The organism is Halalkalibacter sp. AB-rgal2 (assembly GCF_041821005.1).
Classification (GTDB): Bacteria; Bacillota; Bacilli; order Bacillales; family Bacillaceae_D; genus Halalkalibacter.
Genome location: NZ_JBGUAV010000026.1, coordinates 43744 through 62824, shown reverse-complemented (window position 1 = coordinate 62824; position 19081 = coordinate 43744). Strand labels below are relative to the sequence as shown.

At 37.8% G+C, this 19081-nt stretch carries 17 protein-coding genes; 4 read left to right on the top strand and 13 right to left on the bottom strand.

Annotated elements, in window-relative coordinates; translation table 11 throughout:
• Window positions 1–364: 364 nt before the first annotated feature.
• From ACERJO_RS17175 to ACERJO_RS17155, 5 genes are all read right to left on the bottom strand, one after another.
• Entirely contained in the window at window positions 365–826 is a 462-nt protein-coding gene (locus ACERJO_RS17175; protein WP_373648268.1) for an NUDIX hydrolase, read from the bottom strand.
• A gap of 168 nt (window positions 827–994) precedes the next feature.
• Window positions 995–1396 (bottom strand): hypothetical protein, encoded by a 402-nt coding sequence (locus ACERJO_RS17170; RefSeq protein WP_373648267.1) that lies wholly within the window; start codon window positions 1394–1396, stop codon window positions 995–997.
• A 346-nt stretch (window positions 1397–1742) separates the two neighbouring features.
• Window positions 1743–2918 (bottom strand): sporulation protein YhbH, encoded by a 1176-nt coding sequence (yhbH, locus tag ACERJO_RS17165; protein WP_373648266.1) that lies wholly within the window; start codon window positions 2916–2918, stop codon window positions 1743–1745.
• 249 nt (window positions 2919–3167) lie between these two features.
• On the bottom strand, window positions 3168–3701 hold the full coding sequence (gene lepB, locus ACERJO_RS17160) for a signal peptidase I (RefSeq protein WP_247103395.1): 534 nt from the start codon (window positions 3699–3701) through the stop codon (window positions 3168–3170).
• A 219-nt stretch (window positions 3702–3920) separates the two neighbouring features.
• Window positions 3921–5816 (bottom strand): PrkA family serine protein kinase, encoded by a 1896-nt coding sequence (locus ACERJO_RS17155; protein WP_247103397.1) that lies wholly within the window; start codon window positions 5814–5816, stop codon window positions 3921–3923.
• 307 nt (window positions 5817–6123) lie between these two features.
• On the opposite strand from ACERJO_RS17155, the gene ACERJO_RS17150 reads away from it, so the two are divergent.
• Complete coding sequence (locus ACERJO_RS17150) at window positions 6124–7983, top strand: transglycosylase domain-containing protein (protein WP_373648265.1); 1860 nt, start codon at window positions 6124–6126, stop codon at window positions 7981–7983.
• A 117-nt stretch (window positions 7984–8100) separates the two neighbouring features.
• Here ACERJO_RS17150 and ACERJO_RS17145 read toward each other — a convergent pair whose 3' ends face one another.
• The 5 genes from ACERJO_RS17145 to queG all read right to left on the bottom strand — a co-directional run bounded on the left by ACERJO_RS17145 (window position 8101) and on the right by queG (window position 12346).
• Window positions 8101–8658: a DUF5366 family protein gene (locus tag ACERJO_RS17145; RefSeq protein WP_247103401.1), complete on the bottom strand. Its 558-nt coding sequence runs from the start codon at window positions 8656–8658 to the stop codon at window positions 8101–8103.
• Window positions 8659–8928: 270 nt separating this feature from the next.
• Window positions 8929–9402, bottom strand: a complete 474-nt coding sequence (trmL, locus tag ACERJO_RS17140) for a tRNA (uridine(34)/cytosine(34)/5-carboxymethylaminomethyluridine(34)-2'-O)-methyltransferase TrmL (protein WP_373648264.1) — start codon at window positions 9400–9402, stop codon at window positions 8929–8931.
• Window positions 9403–9552: 150 nt separating this feature from the next.
• Entirely contained in the window at window positions 9553–10437 is an 885-nt protein-coding gene (locus ACERJO_RS17135; protein ID WP_373648263.1) for an amidase domain-containing protein, read from the bottom strand.
• A 164-nt stretch (window positions 10438–10601) separates the two neighbouring features.
• Window positions 10602–11135, bottom strand: a complete 534-nt coding sequence (locus ACERJO_RS17130) for a methylated-DNA--[protein]-cysteine S-methyltransferase (RefSeq protein ID WP_373648262.1) — start codon at window positions 11133–11135, stop codon at window positions 10602–10604.
• Between the two features lie 68 nt (window positions 11136–11203).
• The gene (queG, locus tag ACERJO_RS17125) at window positions 11204–12346 is read right to left on the bottom strand and encodes a tRNA epoxyqueuosine(34) reductase QueG (protein WP_373648261.1); all 1143 of its coding nucleotides are present in this window, start codon (window positions 12344–12346) and stop codon (window positions 11204–11206) included.
• A gap of 149 nt (window positions 12347–12495) precedes the next feature.
• On the opposite strand from queG, the gene ACERJO_RS17120 reads away from it, so the two are divergent.
• Complete coding sequence (locus tag ACERJO_RS17120) at window positions 12496–13188, top strand: B3/B4 domain-containing protein (protein WP_373648260.1); 693 nt, start codon at window positions 12496–12498, stop codon at window positions 13186–13188.
• Between the two features lie 105 nt (window positions 13189–13293).
• The gene (locus tag ACERJO_RS17115; protein ID WP_247103415.1) at window positions 13294–13740 is read left to right on the top strand and encodes a Dps family protein; all 447 of its coding nucleotides are present in this window, start codon (window positions 13294–13296) and stop codon (window positions 13738–13740) included.
• Between the two features lie 196 nt (window positions 13741–13936).
• On the opposite strand, the gene ACERJO_RS17110 is transcribed toward ACERJO_RS17115, so the two are convergent.
• Both ACERJO_RS17110 and ACERJO_RS17105 read right to left on the bottom strand, forming a co-directional pair.
• Complete coding sequence (locus ACERJO_RS17110) at window positions 13937–14443, bottom strand: ferritin (protein ID WP_247103417.1); 507 nt, start codon at window positions 14441–14443, stop codon at window positions 13937–13939.
• Between the two features lie 76 nt (window positions 14444–14519).
• Complete coding sequence (locus ACERJO_RS17105; protein ID WP_373648259.1) at window positions 14520–16868, bottom strand: FdhF/YdeP family oxidoreductase; 2349 nt, start codon at window positions 16866–16868, stop codon at window positions 14520–14522.
• Between the two features lie 117 nt (window positions 16869–16985).
• Between ACERJO_RS17105 and fdhD the strand changes: the two genes are divergently transcribed.
• Window positions 16986–17780: a formate dehydrogenase accessory sulfurtransferase FdhD gene (gene fdhD / locus ACERJO_RS17100; protein ID WP_247103421.1), complete on the top strand. Its 795-nt coding sequence runs from the start codon at window positions 16986–16988 to the stop codon at window positions 17778–17780.
• 227 nt (window positions 17781–18007) lie between these two features.
• On the opposite strand, the gene moaA is transcribed toward fdhD, so the two are convergent.
• Window positions 18008–19024, bottom strand: a complete 1017-nt coding sequence (gene moaA, locus ACERJO_RS17095) for a GTP 3',8-cyclase MoaA (protein WP_373648258.1) — start codon at window positions 19022–19024, stop codon at window positions 18008–18010.
• Window positions 19025–19081: the final 57 nt, after the last annotated feature.

Here is a 19081-nt window from a genome sequence, read left to right as displayed (position 1 = left end):
ACAGCTTCGTTAAGTATATCTTTTCACAAATTATGTTTAATTCGCTTTCTTATAGTTGTAAAATCCATTTAATAGAATAAAAAATGGAATAGTTAATAAAATTAAACCTGCTATATAGTTAATATAAATTACCAGAAACCAACCTCCTAAAAGGTTAATACCCGATAATGTTAGAGAACTCCAAAAATATTTTTTGTTCTTCGTCACCTTAAAAACATAAATGCTAATTATAATTGAACAATCCTATTGACCGTTACGGACTTCATGCTATTCCACCCAAGTTCAAATGAGATATTTTTATTTATTGTTCAACAAACGCTTCCCGTTCGTAATATAAGGTTTGCCAGATATTTCTGGTTGACCTTTACTTTAAGTACAGTTTTTCACAATCTATATATTGCTCAATAAATCCTTTATCTAAAACTGTTATTTCTTTTGGCAAATTATTTAATGGATAATACTCCATTTTTTCGGATTCGCTATAATCAACGTTAATTTCTCCACTTGCATCTTTAGTATAATAAACAGCTGTTACCGAATATAATTCATCACCATTTGAGACTTTTAAATAATGTTCAGACCCTGAGAATACATTCAGTAATTTTAAGTTTTCAACTACTAATCCTGTTTCTTCAAAAACTTCTCTCGTTGCTACTTCTTCAAAACTTTCTCCTAAATCCATTAAACCGCCTGGTAATCCCCAAGACCCATCGTGCCGTTTTTGTAGTAACACTTTATTTTTTTCATTTAAAATAATAACAACAGAACCTGGTAAAATAATAGGTCTATGTCCTACATACTGTCTAAGATATTTGTAATATTCCATTTATTAATCCTCTACTTTCAAATTGATTTCCATCCCCTTTGAATATTTTAACATTTTTTCTAAACCCTTGTTGGAGTATTCGTGATCCAATAGCGAGTATTTGAGAGCTATCACAATCTAACTGAGGGAGTTGAATTACAACCTTAATCAGATGGTAAAACAATACATTTAATTTGTATCAATCAATCCGTTACCTCTCAATTGCCCTCCATGTGGTAACGATATCCAATCTAAACTGTAAATGTTATTCTTTGACTCATCTTGATGTTTTGCCGAGAAAGAAATAACATACTCTTGATTTTCTTCGATGAGGTTATATATATTAGCATCCTTAAGAAAGACCTTAAATGTTTGCCGTTCTTTACTTTCTTCATAAGCGTTATAGCCAATAATCCACATTTGCAAATATTCTCCTGGTTCAATATGGTATCCTTTTTCCTCTATATACATCCCGCCAAAACTTTGACTGGAAAACACATTCTCACTTTCAGCTCCAATAAAATAATAAAAAGCCATTAATACCATTAGAATTAAGACAATTATCAGGTATATCATCTTCTTATCTCTCATCACACACCCTCCTTTCTAAACACTTTATTCAAAGATTCTGCCATTTTGCACGGTTCTAATATCGCAATAAAAAGATACACCACACTGCTATTAATTTCATAGATAAGAAGAGGATTAATTATTTAGCATTAAAACTGTTCTACTAATCTGCCCGTTACTTAAAGTACAACTCTTCACAATCTCTAGTTATTTTAACATAAATATCCTATTAAACTACCAAGTCTTATTCCATTATTTGATCCGATTGCGAAACAAAAAATCCTGCATCAATACAGGACTTTTGATCAAGCTTTTTATAAACGGTGCAACGTTATTTCAAATCTACAATAGCCGCATGAAAATCCGTCTAAACTTTTTCTATTTCTCTTTTTTCAAAAAAATGCAATAATGATCTAAACACATCTTTCTTTTCTCTTAGCTGAAAATATTTGAAACGATCATCTTCAACTTTTGAGTAAATATTCATTAATTGTGTGCCTCTTGAAGAACTGTATTGATTCACCTCCCCATACCCAAACATACTCGACACTTCCATTAGCTGCTGCACAAGCTTCAAGCAGCGGGCGTTATCTGATGTTAAATTATCGCCATCTGAAAAGTGAAACGGGTAAATATTATAGCGGATCGGATCATATTTGTTGCTAATTATTTCTAGCGCCTTGCGGTAAGCGGATGAACAAATCGTTCCACCACTTTCTCCTTTGTTAAAGAAATCACCCTCTGATACGACCTTTGCCTCCGTATGATGAGCAATAAACTCAATATCAACGGTTTCGTATTTCGTACGAAGGAAACGGGTCATCCAAAAGAAGAAGCTTCTTGCCATATACTTCTCCCATCGTCCCATCGAGCCGCTTGTATCCATCATCGCAATCACAACCGCCTTCGATTCGGGCTTTACAATTTCATTCCACGTTTTAAAGCGTAAATCATCATTATAAATGGGAACAATACCTGGTCTACCTTCAAGTGCATTACGTTTAATCGCTGATAAAATTGTTCTTCTTTTGTCAATATTACCCATTAATCCTTTCTTTCGAATGTCGTTAAAGCTAATGTCTTCAAGAACAATTTCATTTTCTTCTTTTTGCTGAAGGTTCGGTAGCTCTAACTCGCGAAATAATAATTCTTCCAACTCCATAATCGACACTTCTGCCTCTGAGTAATCTTCTCCTGGTTGATCTCCAGCACCTTTCCCTTTACCAGGTCCTTTTTGTTTATCGCCATTTGGATCGCGTGCGACTACATCTCCGACCTTACTATCTCCTTTGCCTTGGCCTACATGCTTATTTTTATCATAATTATAGCGAATCTTATACTCATCTAATGACCGAATTGGAATGCGAATCACATCTCGACCATTTGACATGACGATGTTCTCCTCACTCACGAGATCAGGAAGGTTTTTCTTAATTGCTTCCTGTACTTTCTCTTGGTGTCGTCGCTGGTCTTGATGACCCTTCTGATGTAAGGACCAATTTTCTTGTGAGATAACAAATTGACGTTGATGACTGTTCGCCATGTGATTCCCTCCTTTTTTTATATCGCTTTGCTACTTACATGTTATCGAGTCACACAATCACTTCGACGTGCATACAATGATGACGTCTAGAGCCATTACATCGTTACTTTTTAGCTAACATCCACTTCATTAGAGCTCAAAAATAACTTACTCTATCATATGCAGACAAGAAAAAGAGTTGCTAATAAATTCTGACAAAAACACTGCATGAAAAAAGGACAGGCTTAATTAGCCTATCCTCCATTCCATTCATTTGACGGTTCCAACATCTGTAATTGGCCAAAATCTTAAATCAACTTTGCCGACTATATGATCCATTGGAATAAACCCAAGTCTTCTACTATCTAAACTATTAGGGCGATTATCTCCTAAAACGAACACATGATCCTCCGGTACTTTCTCCTCCATAGCAAAGTCGCGTGTGTAGCGATCACGCCCGTCCTCTGTCGTTACTTCTAAAAAAGGCTCTTCTATTTCTTCACCGTTAATGTATAACGTATCATTGATATATGATATTTGATCTCCTGGTAATCCTATTACTCGCTTAATATAATCTTCTGTCTCACTTGCATGAAAAACGACAAGATCAAAACGTTGTGGATCTGAAAAGCCATAACCTACCTTATTCACAATGAATTTTTCACCATCAAACACACTAGGCTCCATCGATTCCCCTTGTACCTCATAGCTTGTGAAAAGGAATGTCCGGATTAAAAATGCTAAAAGAAGTGCAACTACAATAGCCTTGATCCATTCCATCCATTCATTTTTCGTTGTCTCCATCATCGTATCCCCGACCCATCTACACCGTTTCCTTTAATTTACCACTGTTATCGAATCATCACAAGGATCAATCACACCAAATTCACATCAATATCAATCATTTCGTCCAATTTTACCTTGTCCCATAGTAGCATGTTACATTTTGGTAACAACTAATTAATGATAGGATGCGCCTAATGTGGAGAGCATCACCACATTAGGCGCATCACACATGCGATATCAACGATTTAATAAGCTTCCAACATAACGCAACAATTCATTAGCTGACACGGAATTGTACCCATGCTCATCAACTAACCTTGCAATGACTTCATTAATTTTCTTCAGTTGTGATTCATCTGGAGTTTTCGTTGATGTTGTAATTTTAACGATATCCTTTAGATCAGCAAAGAGCTTCTTCTGGATCGCTTCGCGTAAACGTTCATGAGAATTATAATCAAATTTCTTCCCTTTTCTCGCATAAGCAGAAATTCGGATTAAGATCTCTTCACGAAATGCCTTTTTTGCATTTTCCGAAATTCCAATTTGTTCTTCAATGGAACGCATTAATTTCTCATCTGGTGTCATTTCTTCACCTGTTAAAGGATCGCGTAATTTATTTTGATTACAATATGCTTCAACATTGTCTAGGTAGTTATCCATTAGCGTTTTCGCTGACTCATCATATGAATAAACAAATGCTTTTTGTACTTCTTTCTTGGCAATCGTATCATATTCCTTTCTTGCAACAGCTATAAAGTCCATGTATCGCTCACGGTCTTCTTTTGTAATAGAAGCATGTTCATTTAAGCCTTCTTTAATAGATCGCAAAACATCTAATGCATTAATCGACGTTAATTGCTTACGAATAATGGCCGACGAAATTCGATTAATGACATAGCGTGGATCAATACCAGCCATTCCCTCATCAGGATATTCTTGCTTCAATTCTTCAACATCCTGTGAATTAAAGCCTTCTACGCTTTCTCCATCATAAAGTCTCATCTTCTTCAACAAGTCAATGCCTTGCTTTTTCGGCTGCTGTAATCTCGTTAAAATCGTAAAAATCGCCGCAACCTTTAATGCATGTGGAGCAATATGCACGTGTGATAGATCACTTTCTTGAATCATTTTTTGATAAATCCGCTCTTCTTCAGATATTCTCAAGTTATATGGAACCTTCATGACAATAATTCGAGAATGTAATGCTTCATTTTTCTTATTTGCAATAAAAGAGCGATATTCCGATTCATTCGTATGAGCGACAATTAATTCATCCGCACTAATTAGAGCAAACCGCCCTGCCTTAAAATTTCCTTCTTGAGTGAGAGAAAGCAAATGCCAAAGAAATTTTTCATCACACTTGAGCATTTCCTGAAACTCCATCATCCCACGATTGGCTTTATTCAATTCACCATCAAATCGATATGCTCGTGGATCAGACTCAGATCCATATTCAGCAATTGTTGAAAAATCAATACTTCCTGTTAAATCAGCAATATCCTGTGATTTCGGGTCTGAAGGACTAAAAGTCCCAATTCCAGTCCGCTTATCTTCAGAAAAAAAGATACGTTCAACGATTACATCTTCAATTCGGCCACTATATTCTTCTTCCAAGCGCATCATATTTAATGGTGATAAATTCCCTTCCACTTTAATTCCATATTCCTCGTAGAATTCATTTCTCAAGTGATTCGGAATAAGATGAAGAGGATCTTCATGCATAGGACATCCTTTTATGGCATAAACCGCACCTTTATCCATTCGTGAATATTGTTCTAACCCACGCTTTAGCATTGTAACAAGTGTCGATTTACCTCCACTAACAGGCCCCATTAAAAGTAAGATACGTTTCCGTACATCTAAACGTTTAGCAGCCGAATGGAAGTATTCTTCAACAAGCTTTTCAAGGGCTTCATTTACTCCAAACAACTGATCTTTAAAAAATTGATATTCTTTCTTCCCGTTGTCTTCCTCTACTCCAGCATCCTTAATCATATTGTAAACACGGGAGTGAGCGGTTTGAGCAATCCACGGCTTCTCCTTCAAAAGGTTTAAGTAATCAGCAAATGTACCTTCCCACTTTAGACGCTCCTCTTCTTCTCTGAAATCTTCAATTTTACGTAAGATTGACATGTAGCGTAACCTCCATCCTCATGGTCAGAGCAAGATTAGTTAACCATATGCAGCAAAAGAAATGAACATGCAATCTTTTATGATTATGACCCTTTTTCTTTAAATTGGTGGTAAAATATAAATGGAATAATTAAGATCTTTTCTTAAATATGTCGTGCGGAGCCATTACTTTGGATTAAGATTGTCTGATCAGATAACTCATATAATGAAGTAGACGACGCCCGTCCAATATTCCACTTAATCTCCACAATTGGATTTCTTTAAAATTTCCTGAATTCTGATCATATAAGAAAAGAGTGAACACAAAATGATAAAGATGGCAATCGGTTGGATTTTCACTAGTATATCAAGTATCGTATTTGCATTTGTCTTAATAGAAGTGACAGCTGAAGTGAAAGAGGTTAAGACTTTATCCGAGCTTATAGATGAACAAGTCGACTTGCAAGACATACAGTTATCTTCTAACAGCTATATGTATGACCAACATGGAGATCTAATTTCAGAGCTTTACAACGATCATAATCGGCGATACCTACATTATGATGAAATACCTGTCCAACTGATCGATGCTTTTATTGCTACAGAAGACCAACGCTTCTTTGAGCATAAAGGCTATGATGCGATTGCAATGGTTAGAGCGCTTTTGGCTAACGTTCGCCAAGAGGGTATTGAAGAAGGTGCAAGTACAATGACTCAACAGCTTGCTCGAAACCTTTTTCTAACACATGAACAAACGTATAATCGCAAAATGACGGAAATCCTCTATTCACACGAATTAGAAAAACATTTTACAAAAGAAGAAATTATTGAGCTTTATGTGAACTCAATTTATTTCAGTAATGGCGTATATGGAATTGAAGCGGCTAGCTATTTTTATTTTAATAAGCCGAGTAAGCAATTAACATTAGCCGAAACAGCCTTCTTAAGTGCGATCCCGAACAATCCAAGTCATTATGATCCACTACAGCACTTTGATCGGACATTACTTCGCCAAGAATGGATTTTGCAAAAAATGCTTGAGGTTCACTATATTTCAACGGAAGAGTACGAACAAGCACGTAATGAGCATCTTACAATAAATCAACGACAACGAATTGATGAATTTCCTGATTACGTGACTTATATTCATCACGAACTAACAGAACTTATTGCACAATCAGAAGGATACTCATTGAGAATAGAGCAAGCAGAATCAGATGACACACGTCAAGAAATTGAACGTGACCTGCAAAGCCATGTTCAACAGCTACTTGAAAGCGGTATTCATATCGAAACTGCCCTTGAACCGTATAGACAGAACAGTATTACAAAGGCTATACAACGGTATTTACCTGAAGATGATATACAAGCTGCCGTCGCAATGATCGACCACCATAATCATGAGATCGTCGCGATAAGCGGAGGCAAAGGCTATAACAAGTTTGATTTTCATCGCGGGTATCAAGATTTCCGTCAGCCAGGCTCTGCGATTAAGCCCATTCTTGTCTATGGACCTTTTATTGAAGAAACAGGTGCATCTATTTCAACTCAAATTGATGCATCGAACATATGTATTAACGACTATTGTCCAAATAATTATGGAGATCAGGAATATGGTCATGTCCCAATATTGACAGCATTCAAACACTCCTATAACACACCAGCTGTACGTCTGCTACACCAAATTGGCATTCAACATGCATTTACGTATTTAGAACCTTTTTCGTTTTCAAGAGTCGTATCAGATGACTATGTTCCAGGTGCTGCTTTAGGAGGCTTAACATATGGAGTCTCTCCACTAGAGCTCACACAGTCCTACACAACATTTGCAACGGATGGAGCTTTTACACAGTCATATGGCATTCGAGCTGTAAAAGATCAAGAGGGGACGATTTTGTATAGTTGGGAACAAGAGTCTGAACAAGTATGGAGTTCTTCAACCAATCAAAAAATGCGCTCACTTCTAGATGAAGTCATTACAAGTGGTACTGGGAGACAGGCCAATATTACTGCATCCTACCGTGGTGGGAAGACAGGTACAACTGATGAATATCGTAATTTATGGTTTGTTGGTTTAACCGACCAATACACAGCAGGAGTATGGATTGGTAACGATGATAACGAATCCATAGAAAGAGTCAATAACCGTTCACCTCACCTAGACATTTGGAGAGAAAGTATTAAATAAGACCAATAAATGAAAGAGAGTCTCCTCCCTTAACTGGAAAAAGATGGAAACTCTCTTTTAAATGTGTATGAGTATCAAGTATCTACTTATAATAAGTGAAGATTTCACTCCACCCAATTAAATCGGCAAACTTGCCATAAAGCTATTATACAAGCGTACTAAAGCGTACAAGACCGAAATAACAAATGCTCCCCAAAAGAAAACTTGAAAGAAAATAAATCCGACAAGACCAGCAAAGGATAAAACATCACTTACTTTATAAATGAGAAAAACAAAATAAATAAAATTAGCGAGTAAAAAGAGAGCAAGAATGAAAATAAGTTGGTTGGCGACAAATAATGAGATGATACTTCCAATTAAATAAATCCATGCACCTGCCCTCGCTTTGGACAGCTCTGTCCCTTCTTCGTCTTTTGAAAAAAAGAGCATCGATAACTCAATTGTCGTATCTGCTATTAGCTTCAATGCAGAAAATACCATAAAGAAAAATAACATTAATAAAAATAGTAAAGTCAATTTAATTCCATTCTCTGAAATGAACTCTAGCATACCGCTATAGACTCCCATATTTACAAGCTCAGTCAAAATAAGCCCTTGAACATAGATAGCTAACGCTAGACTAAAGAGTACAATTGATATTAAAGGGAAATGACTAGTAATATAACGATTGGTCATGAACGTTTCTCCATTTCTTCATATTCATTAAGTGTGTCTTGATTGTGAATTTAGACTTCTGATATTTCATTCTTCGTCAAGTTGATTTATAATGAAAAGGATCATGTCGCAAGGAGGCTATGATTTATGGGAACTATTCTTATCCTTGGAGTATGTGTAGTATTCTTTGTTGCCCTCTTTACAGCTGGCTATGAAGATAATCCTCACAAGAACTAATGAATGAAAAAATCGATCAGACTCGCATAAGAGCTGGTCGATTTTTTTGTATCCTTATGTTAAATTAGGAAAACCTTGTTGACGAATGGCTTCATAAATAACAATAGCTGCAGTATTGGACAAGTTTAACGATCGGATATGATCGGTCTGAGGAATCCGAAGGCATCGTTCAACATTACGGTTGATGATTTCATCAGGAATTCCTGTTGTTTCACGTCCAAATACAAAAAAGTGATCCTTATTTACATCTGAATAATCAAACTCACTATAATTCTTTTCACCAACTGTTTCAATAAAATAAAATTCTCCATCATCATAACTTGCAAAGAGCTCGTCCAATGAATCATAGTAACGAATGGTCACACTTGGCCAATAATCACACCCTGCACGCTTTAACATTTTATCATCAGTTGAAAACCCTAACGGACGAATTAAGTGTAGCGTTGTATTCGTTCCTGCACACGTTCGAGCAATATTGCCAGTGTTTGCTGGTATTTCTGGCTGATACAATACAATATGAAGCCCCACGCGCTCCACTCCAATCTTTGTATATCATGGTCTCTTAAACGAATTTATTATATCATAAGACTCCTTTAACCGCCGAATTTTATTTTATCGAAACTACAATTAAAGGGTATTCAAACCGTTTAAATCCAGGCTAGAATACCCTCACGATCCTCATATCTTTATATGAAAGAACTTATATTGAATTTGTGGTGTCCAAGCTGTTGAATCTTCATATTTCCAGTAACGCATTCGACTATTAGTCGTTTGCGCATTAACAAGCGGCTCTCCATTAGCATCTTTTGCTACAACGATCGTTGTATGCTGCCAACTGCCATTCCCATTAAAATCATAGCAAATGACATCCCCTGGCTCTAACAGCTCAGCACGTGCTCGTTCTTCCCCTCTAAGCCCTGAATTCGCTCCGCTTAAATACCAACGCATCGCATTTGCTACTGACCAGCTGTAGCTCCATGTACGTCCATTATACCACCACCCCTTTGATCGATTTGAAAACCCTCTCATTTCGGCACCACCTGCACGTAAGCATTGTGATATAAAGTTTGTGCAATTATTTTCAAATTTCTCATATTGAGGATTGTAGTCATTCCACCATCTTTCGGCATACTGTACTGCTTTTCGCCGATCATAAGTAGCTCTTTGAATGCTCTCTTCACTTTCTTCATGACTAAATTCAACATGTGCTGTTTCATCATTTTCCGATAATTCCCCTTCGAAACCAATTTGGTGATCCGATTGACATGTTTCCCTTAAAAATGTGGCCCTCCTTACACACTCTCTTTCTTCTACATAAAATTCATCCTTCAATTTAATGAGAAATTCTTCATGTTGAACATAATCAACAATTTGCTGATCATCAAATTGATTAGAACGAAGCACATCACCTTCAACAAGTGTACGGACAATAGTCGCTCCACGTTGACGATGCATACTTAACACATTTTCAACTTGTTGATCCGTTTTTTCAATATTTGAAACATAGGCATGACTCCGATTCTTAATACGTTGATGCAAATTCAATATGATCCTTTCATCCATCTGATTACACCCCTTTCCTTTTTACACTATGCGTGAAATCCAGAATCCATTAATCAGAACAACTTTAGAATGAATACTCTTCATTGATTAGAAACAAAAAGAAGCCACAAAGGCCAATAACCTCTACGACTTCTAACCTTGTTATTAAGCTTTATATTCTATGATTAAGAGGATATTTTTTGAATTGCTCCTTCTAAGGATAACAATCGTTCCTTTTTGTCTAATCCCCCACCATATCCAACCATATTCCCATTACTACCAATTACTCGATGACAAGGTATAACGATTGGTATAGGGTTTTGATTGTTAGCACCACCAATCGCGCGAACGGCTCTTGGCGCTCCTATTCTTTCAGCAATTTCCTTGTAAGAAACCGTTTCTCCATATCTAATTTGTGTTAACGCACTCCAAACCTTTTTCTGGAATGGTGTACCACATAAATCTAGCGGAACATCAAAGTGGTCTCTTTCACCAGCAAAGTATTCTTCTAATTGTGCACAATATAGACGAAGAGTTTCAGAACAATGAATGATATCTCCACAACGACTTTGTTTCTTCAGCCATGCCTTTAAACTTGCTTGACATGTCGATATTTCTCCAAAATACAAACGACAAAGGCCTTTTTCTGTTGCTACGATTGTCAGTGGTCCTAGCGGGCTATCCAACTCATCAACATAATGTGTGAATAGACTTGACATGTATGAACCCTTCCTTCCTATTGTCCATCTTTTCCTAACATTACCTTAATCATCGCTAAAATGCATGATTACAAACTCTTATTTTCAATGATATTAAGACCTTTTTCTATCTCTTCTAGTACTTTTTCCTCAAATTCGGTCTTTTTCAACTCATTTAACAGCTTTTTCTCCTGATAGCTCCCAATAACTCCGATTGCCCAGGCCGCCGTCCCGCGAATAACAGGACGAGGATCATTTTTAACTAAATCCGTCAAGACCGGTAACGACCTTTCGTCTTTAAAATGAGCTAACGCAATAATCGCATTACGCTGAATAGGCTTCTTTCCACGCCAGGACCCGGACACATGACCAAACTTCGCCTTAAAGCTTCTATTACTCATTGTCAATAGTGGAATGAGCTTCGGTTTCGCTATTTCAGGGTCTGGCTCCATCTCAGAATGAATATGAACATCTTTTCCTTTATTTACTGGACAAACTTGCTGACACGTATCACATCCATATAATCGATTCCCTAATTTCTTTCGGTATTGATCTGGTAAGAAATCTTTTGTTTGCGTCAAATAAGCAATGCACTTCTGTGAATTCAATTGACCGCCTTGTACAAGCGCACCAGTCGGACATGCATCTATACATTTTGTACAGGATCCACATTGGTCTGTTAAAGGGACATCTGGCTCTATAGACAATGTTGTTATTAAATCACCTAAGTACACATAGCTACCGAACTCCGGTGTAATGATTGCACAGTTCTTTCCACTCCAACCAATACCCGCGCGCTCTGCCACAGCCCGGTCAGATAATTCACCCGTATCAACCATTGAAACAGTCCTAGCTTCAGGAGCTCTTTCTCTAATAAATTGCTCTAGCTTCTGCAATCGTTCTCGAAGAATATGATGGTAATCTTTTCCCCATGATGCCCGACAAAAAATCCCTCGACGTTCTTCCTTCGTATTCTTAGGCGGGTTTTTCATTCTTGAAGGATACGCTAGCGCAATGGAAATAATTGTTTTTGCATGAGGCAAGAGCCGTTCAGGTGTCACACGCTTATCAATATCTGGTTCCTCAAAGCCAGACTGATAGCCTAACTGCTGCTGTGTAAGTAAACGATCCTTTAATTGCAAAAACGGATTAGCAGAAGCGAAGCCAATTTTATCAATACCTATTGATTTACTATATGCAATGATTTCATCTTTTAGTTGGGCGAGTGTCACGAGCTACCCACCTTTCTCTTACTTTTTTACGTTTATGCTACAATAGAACAAACACATATATCACTTTCGCGCATAGCCGTTACTTGATTTTATAGCTTTAAAGAAGCTTGTACATAGGCTTAGTATCTATTATTATAGGAGGTCAAGAAATGATCCATACGAACATCAATCCATCTCTTAAGGCAATTGTACCAAACTTTAAAATAGGATGTATTCAATATCATCATATCGAAATTCAAGAATCTCCTCAAATGTTAAAAGGACGATTACGTTTTTTTCAAGAAACAATTCAAGTAGAATTAGCAACTAAACGTATAACCGATGTTGCTGGCATCGCTGACTGGAGAAGTACGTTTAAATCCCTTCGTATCGACCCTAATCGGTATCGTCCATCAAACGAAGCACTTTTTCGTCGCATAAAAAAAGGGAGCGCACTTCCATTTATTCACTCAGCTGTCGATCTAAATACATTTTTCTCGTTGCAATACGAAATTCCGATTGGGATTTATGACCTTTCAACAATTGACACCGATCTTACCATACGAATCGGTCAAAGTGGAGAAGCATATGTTGGAATTAACGGACGAGAAAATCAGCTCGAAGGAAAATTAATTAGTGCTGACACCATTGGTCCGTTTGGAGGACCAGTTGTTGACTCTGATCGGACAAAGGTAACTGAACATACGACCGACGCTTTACATATTTTTTACCTTCGACCTTCAATGGATATGGCCGAAGCAAAACAGCTAATAGAAGCTGCAGCAAAGATGTTTACACATGTTCACGGAGGTGAAAGCTCTCACCTTATTCACCATGTAGATGGAACGAAGGAAAGTTGGTAAACCACTCTTAGTACGTATAATTAGCTGATTTTTATAAATGACGTTTAGGCTTGGTCAAAGATGGGTAATAGTAATATATAGCAAATGATTAGGAGTGGTTATAAGATGGAAGCAAAATTACATGATGTATTAAATAAGCAAATTGCCAATTGGAGCGTTTTATTCGTTAAACTACACAATTACCATTGGTACGTAAAAGGGCATCAGTTCTTTACTCTACATGATAAGTTTGAAGAGCTATACAACGAATCTGCGACTCATATCGATGAGTTGGCTGAGCGTCTATTAGCTATAGGTGGAGAACCGATTGCGACAATGAAAGAATATTTAGCAGAATCCTCCATCGAAGAAGCCAAATCAACAGAGACTGCTGAAGAAATGGTCCAGTCAATCTCTAAGGACTTCACAACGATGATCGGTGAACTACGAGAGGGGATGGCTATCTCCGAGGAAGCGGATGATGAAACAACAGGAGACATGCTTCTTGCCATTCATTCGAGTCTTGAGAAACACGCTTGGATGCTTCAAGCATTCCTAGGTAAATCTGTCTAGCGAAAAAACGAATGAGAGCTTTATCAAAGTCTCATTCCTTTCAAACATAGACACAACGCCTTTGAGAAGAGACTCTCAAAGGCGTTTTTATGACCATCCTCTCAAATCACAAAAAGCCTGTCAACCGTCTCTTTATCCTAAGACTTTATGACAGGCTTTTCCTTCTTTTAAAAATAGAAATCATTGCAAAGTGTTCTTATTGACCCTCAGGACTAAAGGATCGCTTCGAAAATTCATCATCTAACATGAAGAAGGCATTACTATCATTATCAATTCGCTTAAGCTTCTGAATAATGCTATCAAACATATCCTCTTCTTCTACTTGCTCCTCAATAAACCATTTTAAAAAGGAGATTGTCGCATGCTCTCTTCGATCTAATGCCAAATCAGAAAGATAATAAATTTTCTTTGTGACATCCTTTTCTTGTGCTAGGGCTTGTTCAAATGCATCTTTTACAGACGAAAACGAGTTATTAGGTTTTGGTAATGATTGAATCGTTGCTCGTTCTCCTAATGCATTGATGAAATTGTAAAACTTCATTGCATGGAAACGTTCTTCCTCAGCTTGCACTAAGAAAAAGTTAGCGAACCCATCAAGGCTTTCACTTGTGCAATAAGCAGCCATTGCCATATAAGCATGTGCTGCATAAAATTCATAATTCATTTGATCATTTAAAGCTTTTGTCAATTGGTCATCTAACATGACTAATCATCCTTTCTTTCTGCTATCTACTCCATTATACTATACCCTTGGATAACTGTGGAAAAACCTTAAACACTTAATTAACTGATATTTCTAAATCAGCAATCCGCTTTTCTACGTATTTCTGATCTTTTTTAGCATGAAATATATCCGCCCGTTCGACTATGACAGTTGAATTATATTCTGGAATCTTGGCGTGTTTCTCATATACCCCTTTTGGGAGAAGTACATTTCCTTCTGGCCAATAGACAGCAATATTTCCATTTGCCACGTCTTCAAATTTCGCTCTACCTTGAAGCTGTCCATAATGATTAAATACGACAACCGACACGCCTTCATCAATTGCCAGTTTGCGAGCATCCTCTTCATTTAGAAATATATCGTAACGTTCTCCATCATTAAATGGATCAACCTCACTATAAATCATCGAGTTAAATTGCTTCCCTCGACGAGTTGTTACGAAGAACTGACCTTCTGTTCGGCGGTTTTCAGGCAAATCAATGGCAAAGAGCTGTCCCTTCCCATCTTCAGTCGGACAAACACCACCCTCACAGAGCCATGCCCCTCCCCACTGAAACAGATCTCCTTTTTCAGTAAGGTGTTGAATTCCATCATAGTTTGGATTCGCTTGAGCAATCTCGGCACGTATGTCAGCCGCGGTTTCAAATTGAATCAATTTCTTTTGATCAGGCTTCACACGTCCTGCTAAATCAATATAAATTTCCCACTCTGATCGAGCTTCCTCTATGCGAGGGCCTCTTATCTCTGGACTAAAATAAACCATCCGCTCCGTACTAGTCGAGGTGCCGCCCCCCGGCTGTTCATATCGGGTCATTGCTGGTAAAATAATCACTTCTTCTTTTGCATCAACTAATGTAGATGTATTCAATATAATATCTTGATGAACACGTAGCTCTATCTTTTCTAATGATTGTTGCATAAAATCCGGATCTGGCATCGTTTCTAGGAAATTTCCGCCACTCGTATAAAACAGCTTCAGCTTACGTTCGTGCTCTTCGCGTAAATGAGTATTTTCTAAAGATTGACCGACCGTATCTCCTTGCCAATCCATAATTGGAAATCCCCAAAGCTTCTCCATTCTTTCCTTGTTTCGCGGATCAAAATCACCACCTGGTAAAACAAAAGGATCAGCTCCCATTTCACCAGATCCTTGAACACCACTATGGCCACGAATCGGCATAACACCACAATGCTCCCTCCCTAAAAAGCCACGTAACATCGCCAAATTGGCAACTTGTGATATATTATCTGTCGCAAAACGATGCTGCGTCAACCCCATACTCCATATAAATACTCCTGACTTCGAGTTAGCTAATAGTTGAGCAAACTCTTCGATTCGCTCTCTTGAAAGACCTGATGAACGTTCGATTTCGTCCCAAGTAAGTGTACGGACATGTACTTCCACTTGTTCAATCCCTTTCGTATGCTGCTTAACAAACGAATGATCGATCGCCGATCCCCTTTCTTGTTCCTCCATTTCAAACCAATGCTTCATTACACCATTCATAAACGCAATATCTCCACCAATATTCACTTGATACACATCATCAACCATTTTCGTCCCGAATAATGCACTTTCAGCAATCGATGGAATCCAATATTTCTCCATGGACGGCTCACGATAAGGGTTAATCATAATTATTTTCGTTCCTGCTTTCTTTGCAGCATACATATATTTCGTTGAGACTGGCTGGTTGTTTGCTGCGACGCTCCCCCAGAAAATAAGGACATCCGTCCCAATCCAATCTTTATACGAACAACTTGCTGCACCAATTCCTAATGAACGCTTTAAAGCCGTTTTACTTGGTGAATGGCAAATTCTTGATGCATTATCAATATTATTCGTTCCAAGGAATCTAGCAACCTTCGCTGCAGTATAATAGACTTCATTTGTAATCCCACGTGCTGTTAAATAAAATGCCATCTGTTTCGGGTCAATCTCTTGCATTTTTTCTGCAATGCGATTCAATGCTTCATCCCATGTTAGTCTTGTAAACTTCCTCTCCCCTGGTTTGCGTGAAAGCGGATATGGAATACGACCTAGTTTCCTCAATTGGCTACTATCCATCTTGCGTAATTGCTCAACATCCTCAAACCATTTATCCTCAATAGCTGGTGCTGTATTTAATCGCAGCACATTCAACCGCGTCGTACAAAGGTGAGGACCTTTTAACGTCTGATCATAAAGTCCAGAAACACCAAGAGCACAACCATCACATACACCTTCTGTTAAAATACGATAAGCATAGCGGGCATTATCGCGATTTTCCCAAGCAACCTTCATCGTATCGCGAATATGCTTCGGCTTCACCTTTCCAATCCCCATCGGAGTCATTCCTGCCCATAACGAAGGCTGAGGTTTTTTATTTAGTTTCATTGGTCCTGTATGTTTTGTTTTTCCCATTAAGAGCAACTCCTCTTCTTCTCAATACAAACTCTCTCTTTCACAAACTACTATATTCATTATAAAATAACGTATGAGCCTTGTATGCAATTTCATAATAAAAGTGAGGGTACTACGTTGAATAATGATCTTAATCATCAACATGCCGTTATCAAATATCAGCATGGAGCGTTTCAATCGACTACTGATGCGATTGTAGAGGAAGCTCCATTAACCATTTACATTAACCAAGAAGAATTCGCTACGTTATTGTGTAGTCCCACCTATTTAAAAGAATTAATGATCGGTTTTTTAGCTTCGGAGGGCATCATCATCGCCAAGAAGGAAGTTGAATCTATGCATATTGACGACCATAAAGGTGCTGCCTATGTCACATTAGTAAACAAAAAAGTAAACATGATGCAAACAACGAAGCGAGTATTTGGTTCATGCTGTGGAAAAAGCCGACAATTTTACTTTCAAAACGACATGAAGACGGCCAAAACGGCGATGTCCACATTACGCATTACACCGGATCAATGTATAGCATTAATGGAAACACTCCAACAGCAAAGTGAAATTTTTCAGAAAACAGGTGGTGTCCACAACGCAGCTCTAGCGACACCCGATCACATTCTTTTACAAAGAAGTGATATCGGCAGACACAACGCACTTGATAAGCTCTATGGTCATGCACTTATTCAACAGCAATCCCTTGCGAACCAAGTTCTCGTTTTCAGTGGCAGGATTTCATCTGAAATTCTATTAAAAGCTGCCAAAATGCGGATTAGCATCCTCTTATCAAAATCCGCACCGACAACACTAGCGATTGAGCTAGCAAAAGACTTAAATATGACAATCGTCGGATTTATACGTGAGCAATCATTTAATGTGTATTCGCATCCAGAGCGTATAATTAAACGGTCCAACTAATTTTACTCTCTGTGATACGAGTGAAGCGATTGCTAGTCAAAAGAAAATCACCATCCATCTGAAAAAATATGATGAATGGTGATTTGAAATCTTTTACAATGAGAAATATGAAAAAGATTGCATCTTGGTAAAAAAGAATCGCAAGCAGACGGTTTTGAAATGAGTTTAATATATATTTTAGGCTCACGATGAAACAACTGAATATGAATTTTGACTTGCAACTCCTGCTATCCACCTATATAAGACATCTCAATTTTCTTGCGCTTTTTCACTGACTCTTCTGTTCTTAGTTCAGAATAGCGGTCGAATCGTTTATTCCAAATCCCTTTCACAGTTGTCAAAATTTCTTGATCAGTAGCATCTGAGCGAAGTGACTCTACTAATGTGTGCCCCTCCTCCGCAAATAGACACGTATACAATTTCCCATCTGCCGAGATTCTCGCTCTTGTACAATTCCCACAAAATGTATCACTAACAGAAGAAATAAAACCTACTTCCACATTCGTTCCTTTGTAACGATATTTCGAGGCAACCTCCCCTAAATAATCCTTACCCACAGTCTCTAATTCACCTAAAATTGATACTTGTTCCATTAATTCCTTTTTCGTGACTACCTCGGCAAAGTTCCAGCCATTTGTCTGACCGACATCCATAAACTCAATGAACCGTAGCGTAATATGCTGATCCTTAAAGTAGGAAGCCATGTTTAGTACTTCACAATCATTGACACCCTTTTTAACAACCATATTAATTTTCACATCTAAACCTGCTTTAACTGCTGCATCAATTCCCCTTAATACAGCCTTCGGTTTGACATTTTTTCCATTCATCTTTTGGAAAATTGATTCCGTTATCGCATCCAAACTTACATTCACTCGTTTCAATCCAGCTTCCTTTAGCCTTTTCGCTTCCTTAACGAGAAATACTCCATTTGTCGTTAAAGCAATATCCTCAATTCCGTCTATGGCAGCTAAACGCCGAATGAGTAAGTAAGCATCCTTCCTCATTAAAGGCTCTCCACCTGTTAGACGTAGCTTTTTCACACCTAGCTTCGTAAATAATCGAACAACCCTCTCAATCTCTGAAAAAGATAGTAGCTTATCTTCTGGTAGAAAGGCATAGTCTTCTCCAAAAATTTCAGCAGGCATACAATAAGAACAACGAAAGTTACATCTATCAATGATCGAGATTCGTAAATCTTGTAACGGACGCTCATATTGATCGTATACATGTTCGAATGTCATTGAGCTTCCTCCTTAACGTCAATCCTATATCTTATACTATATGCTATTTTAACACAT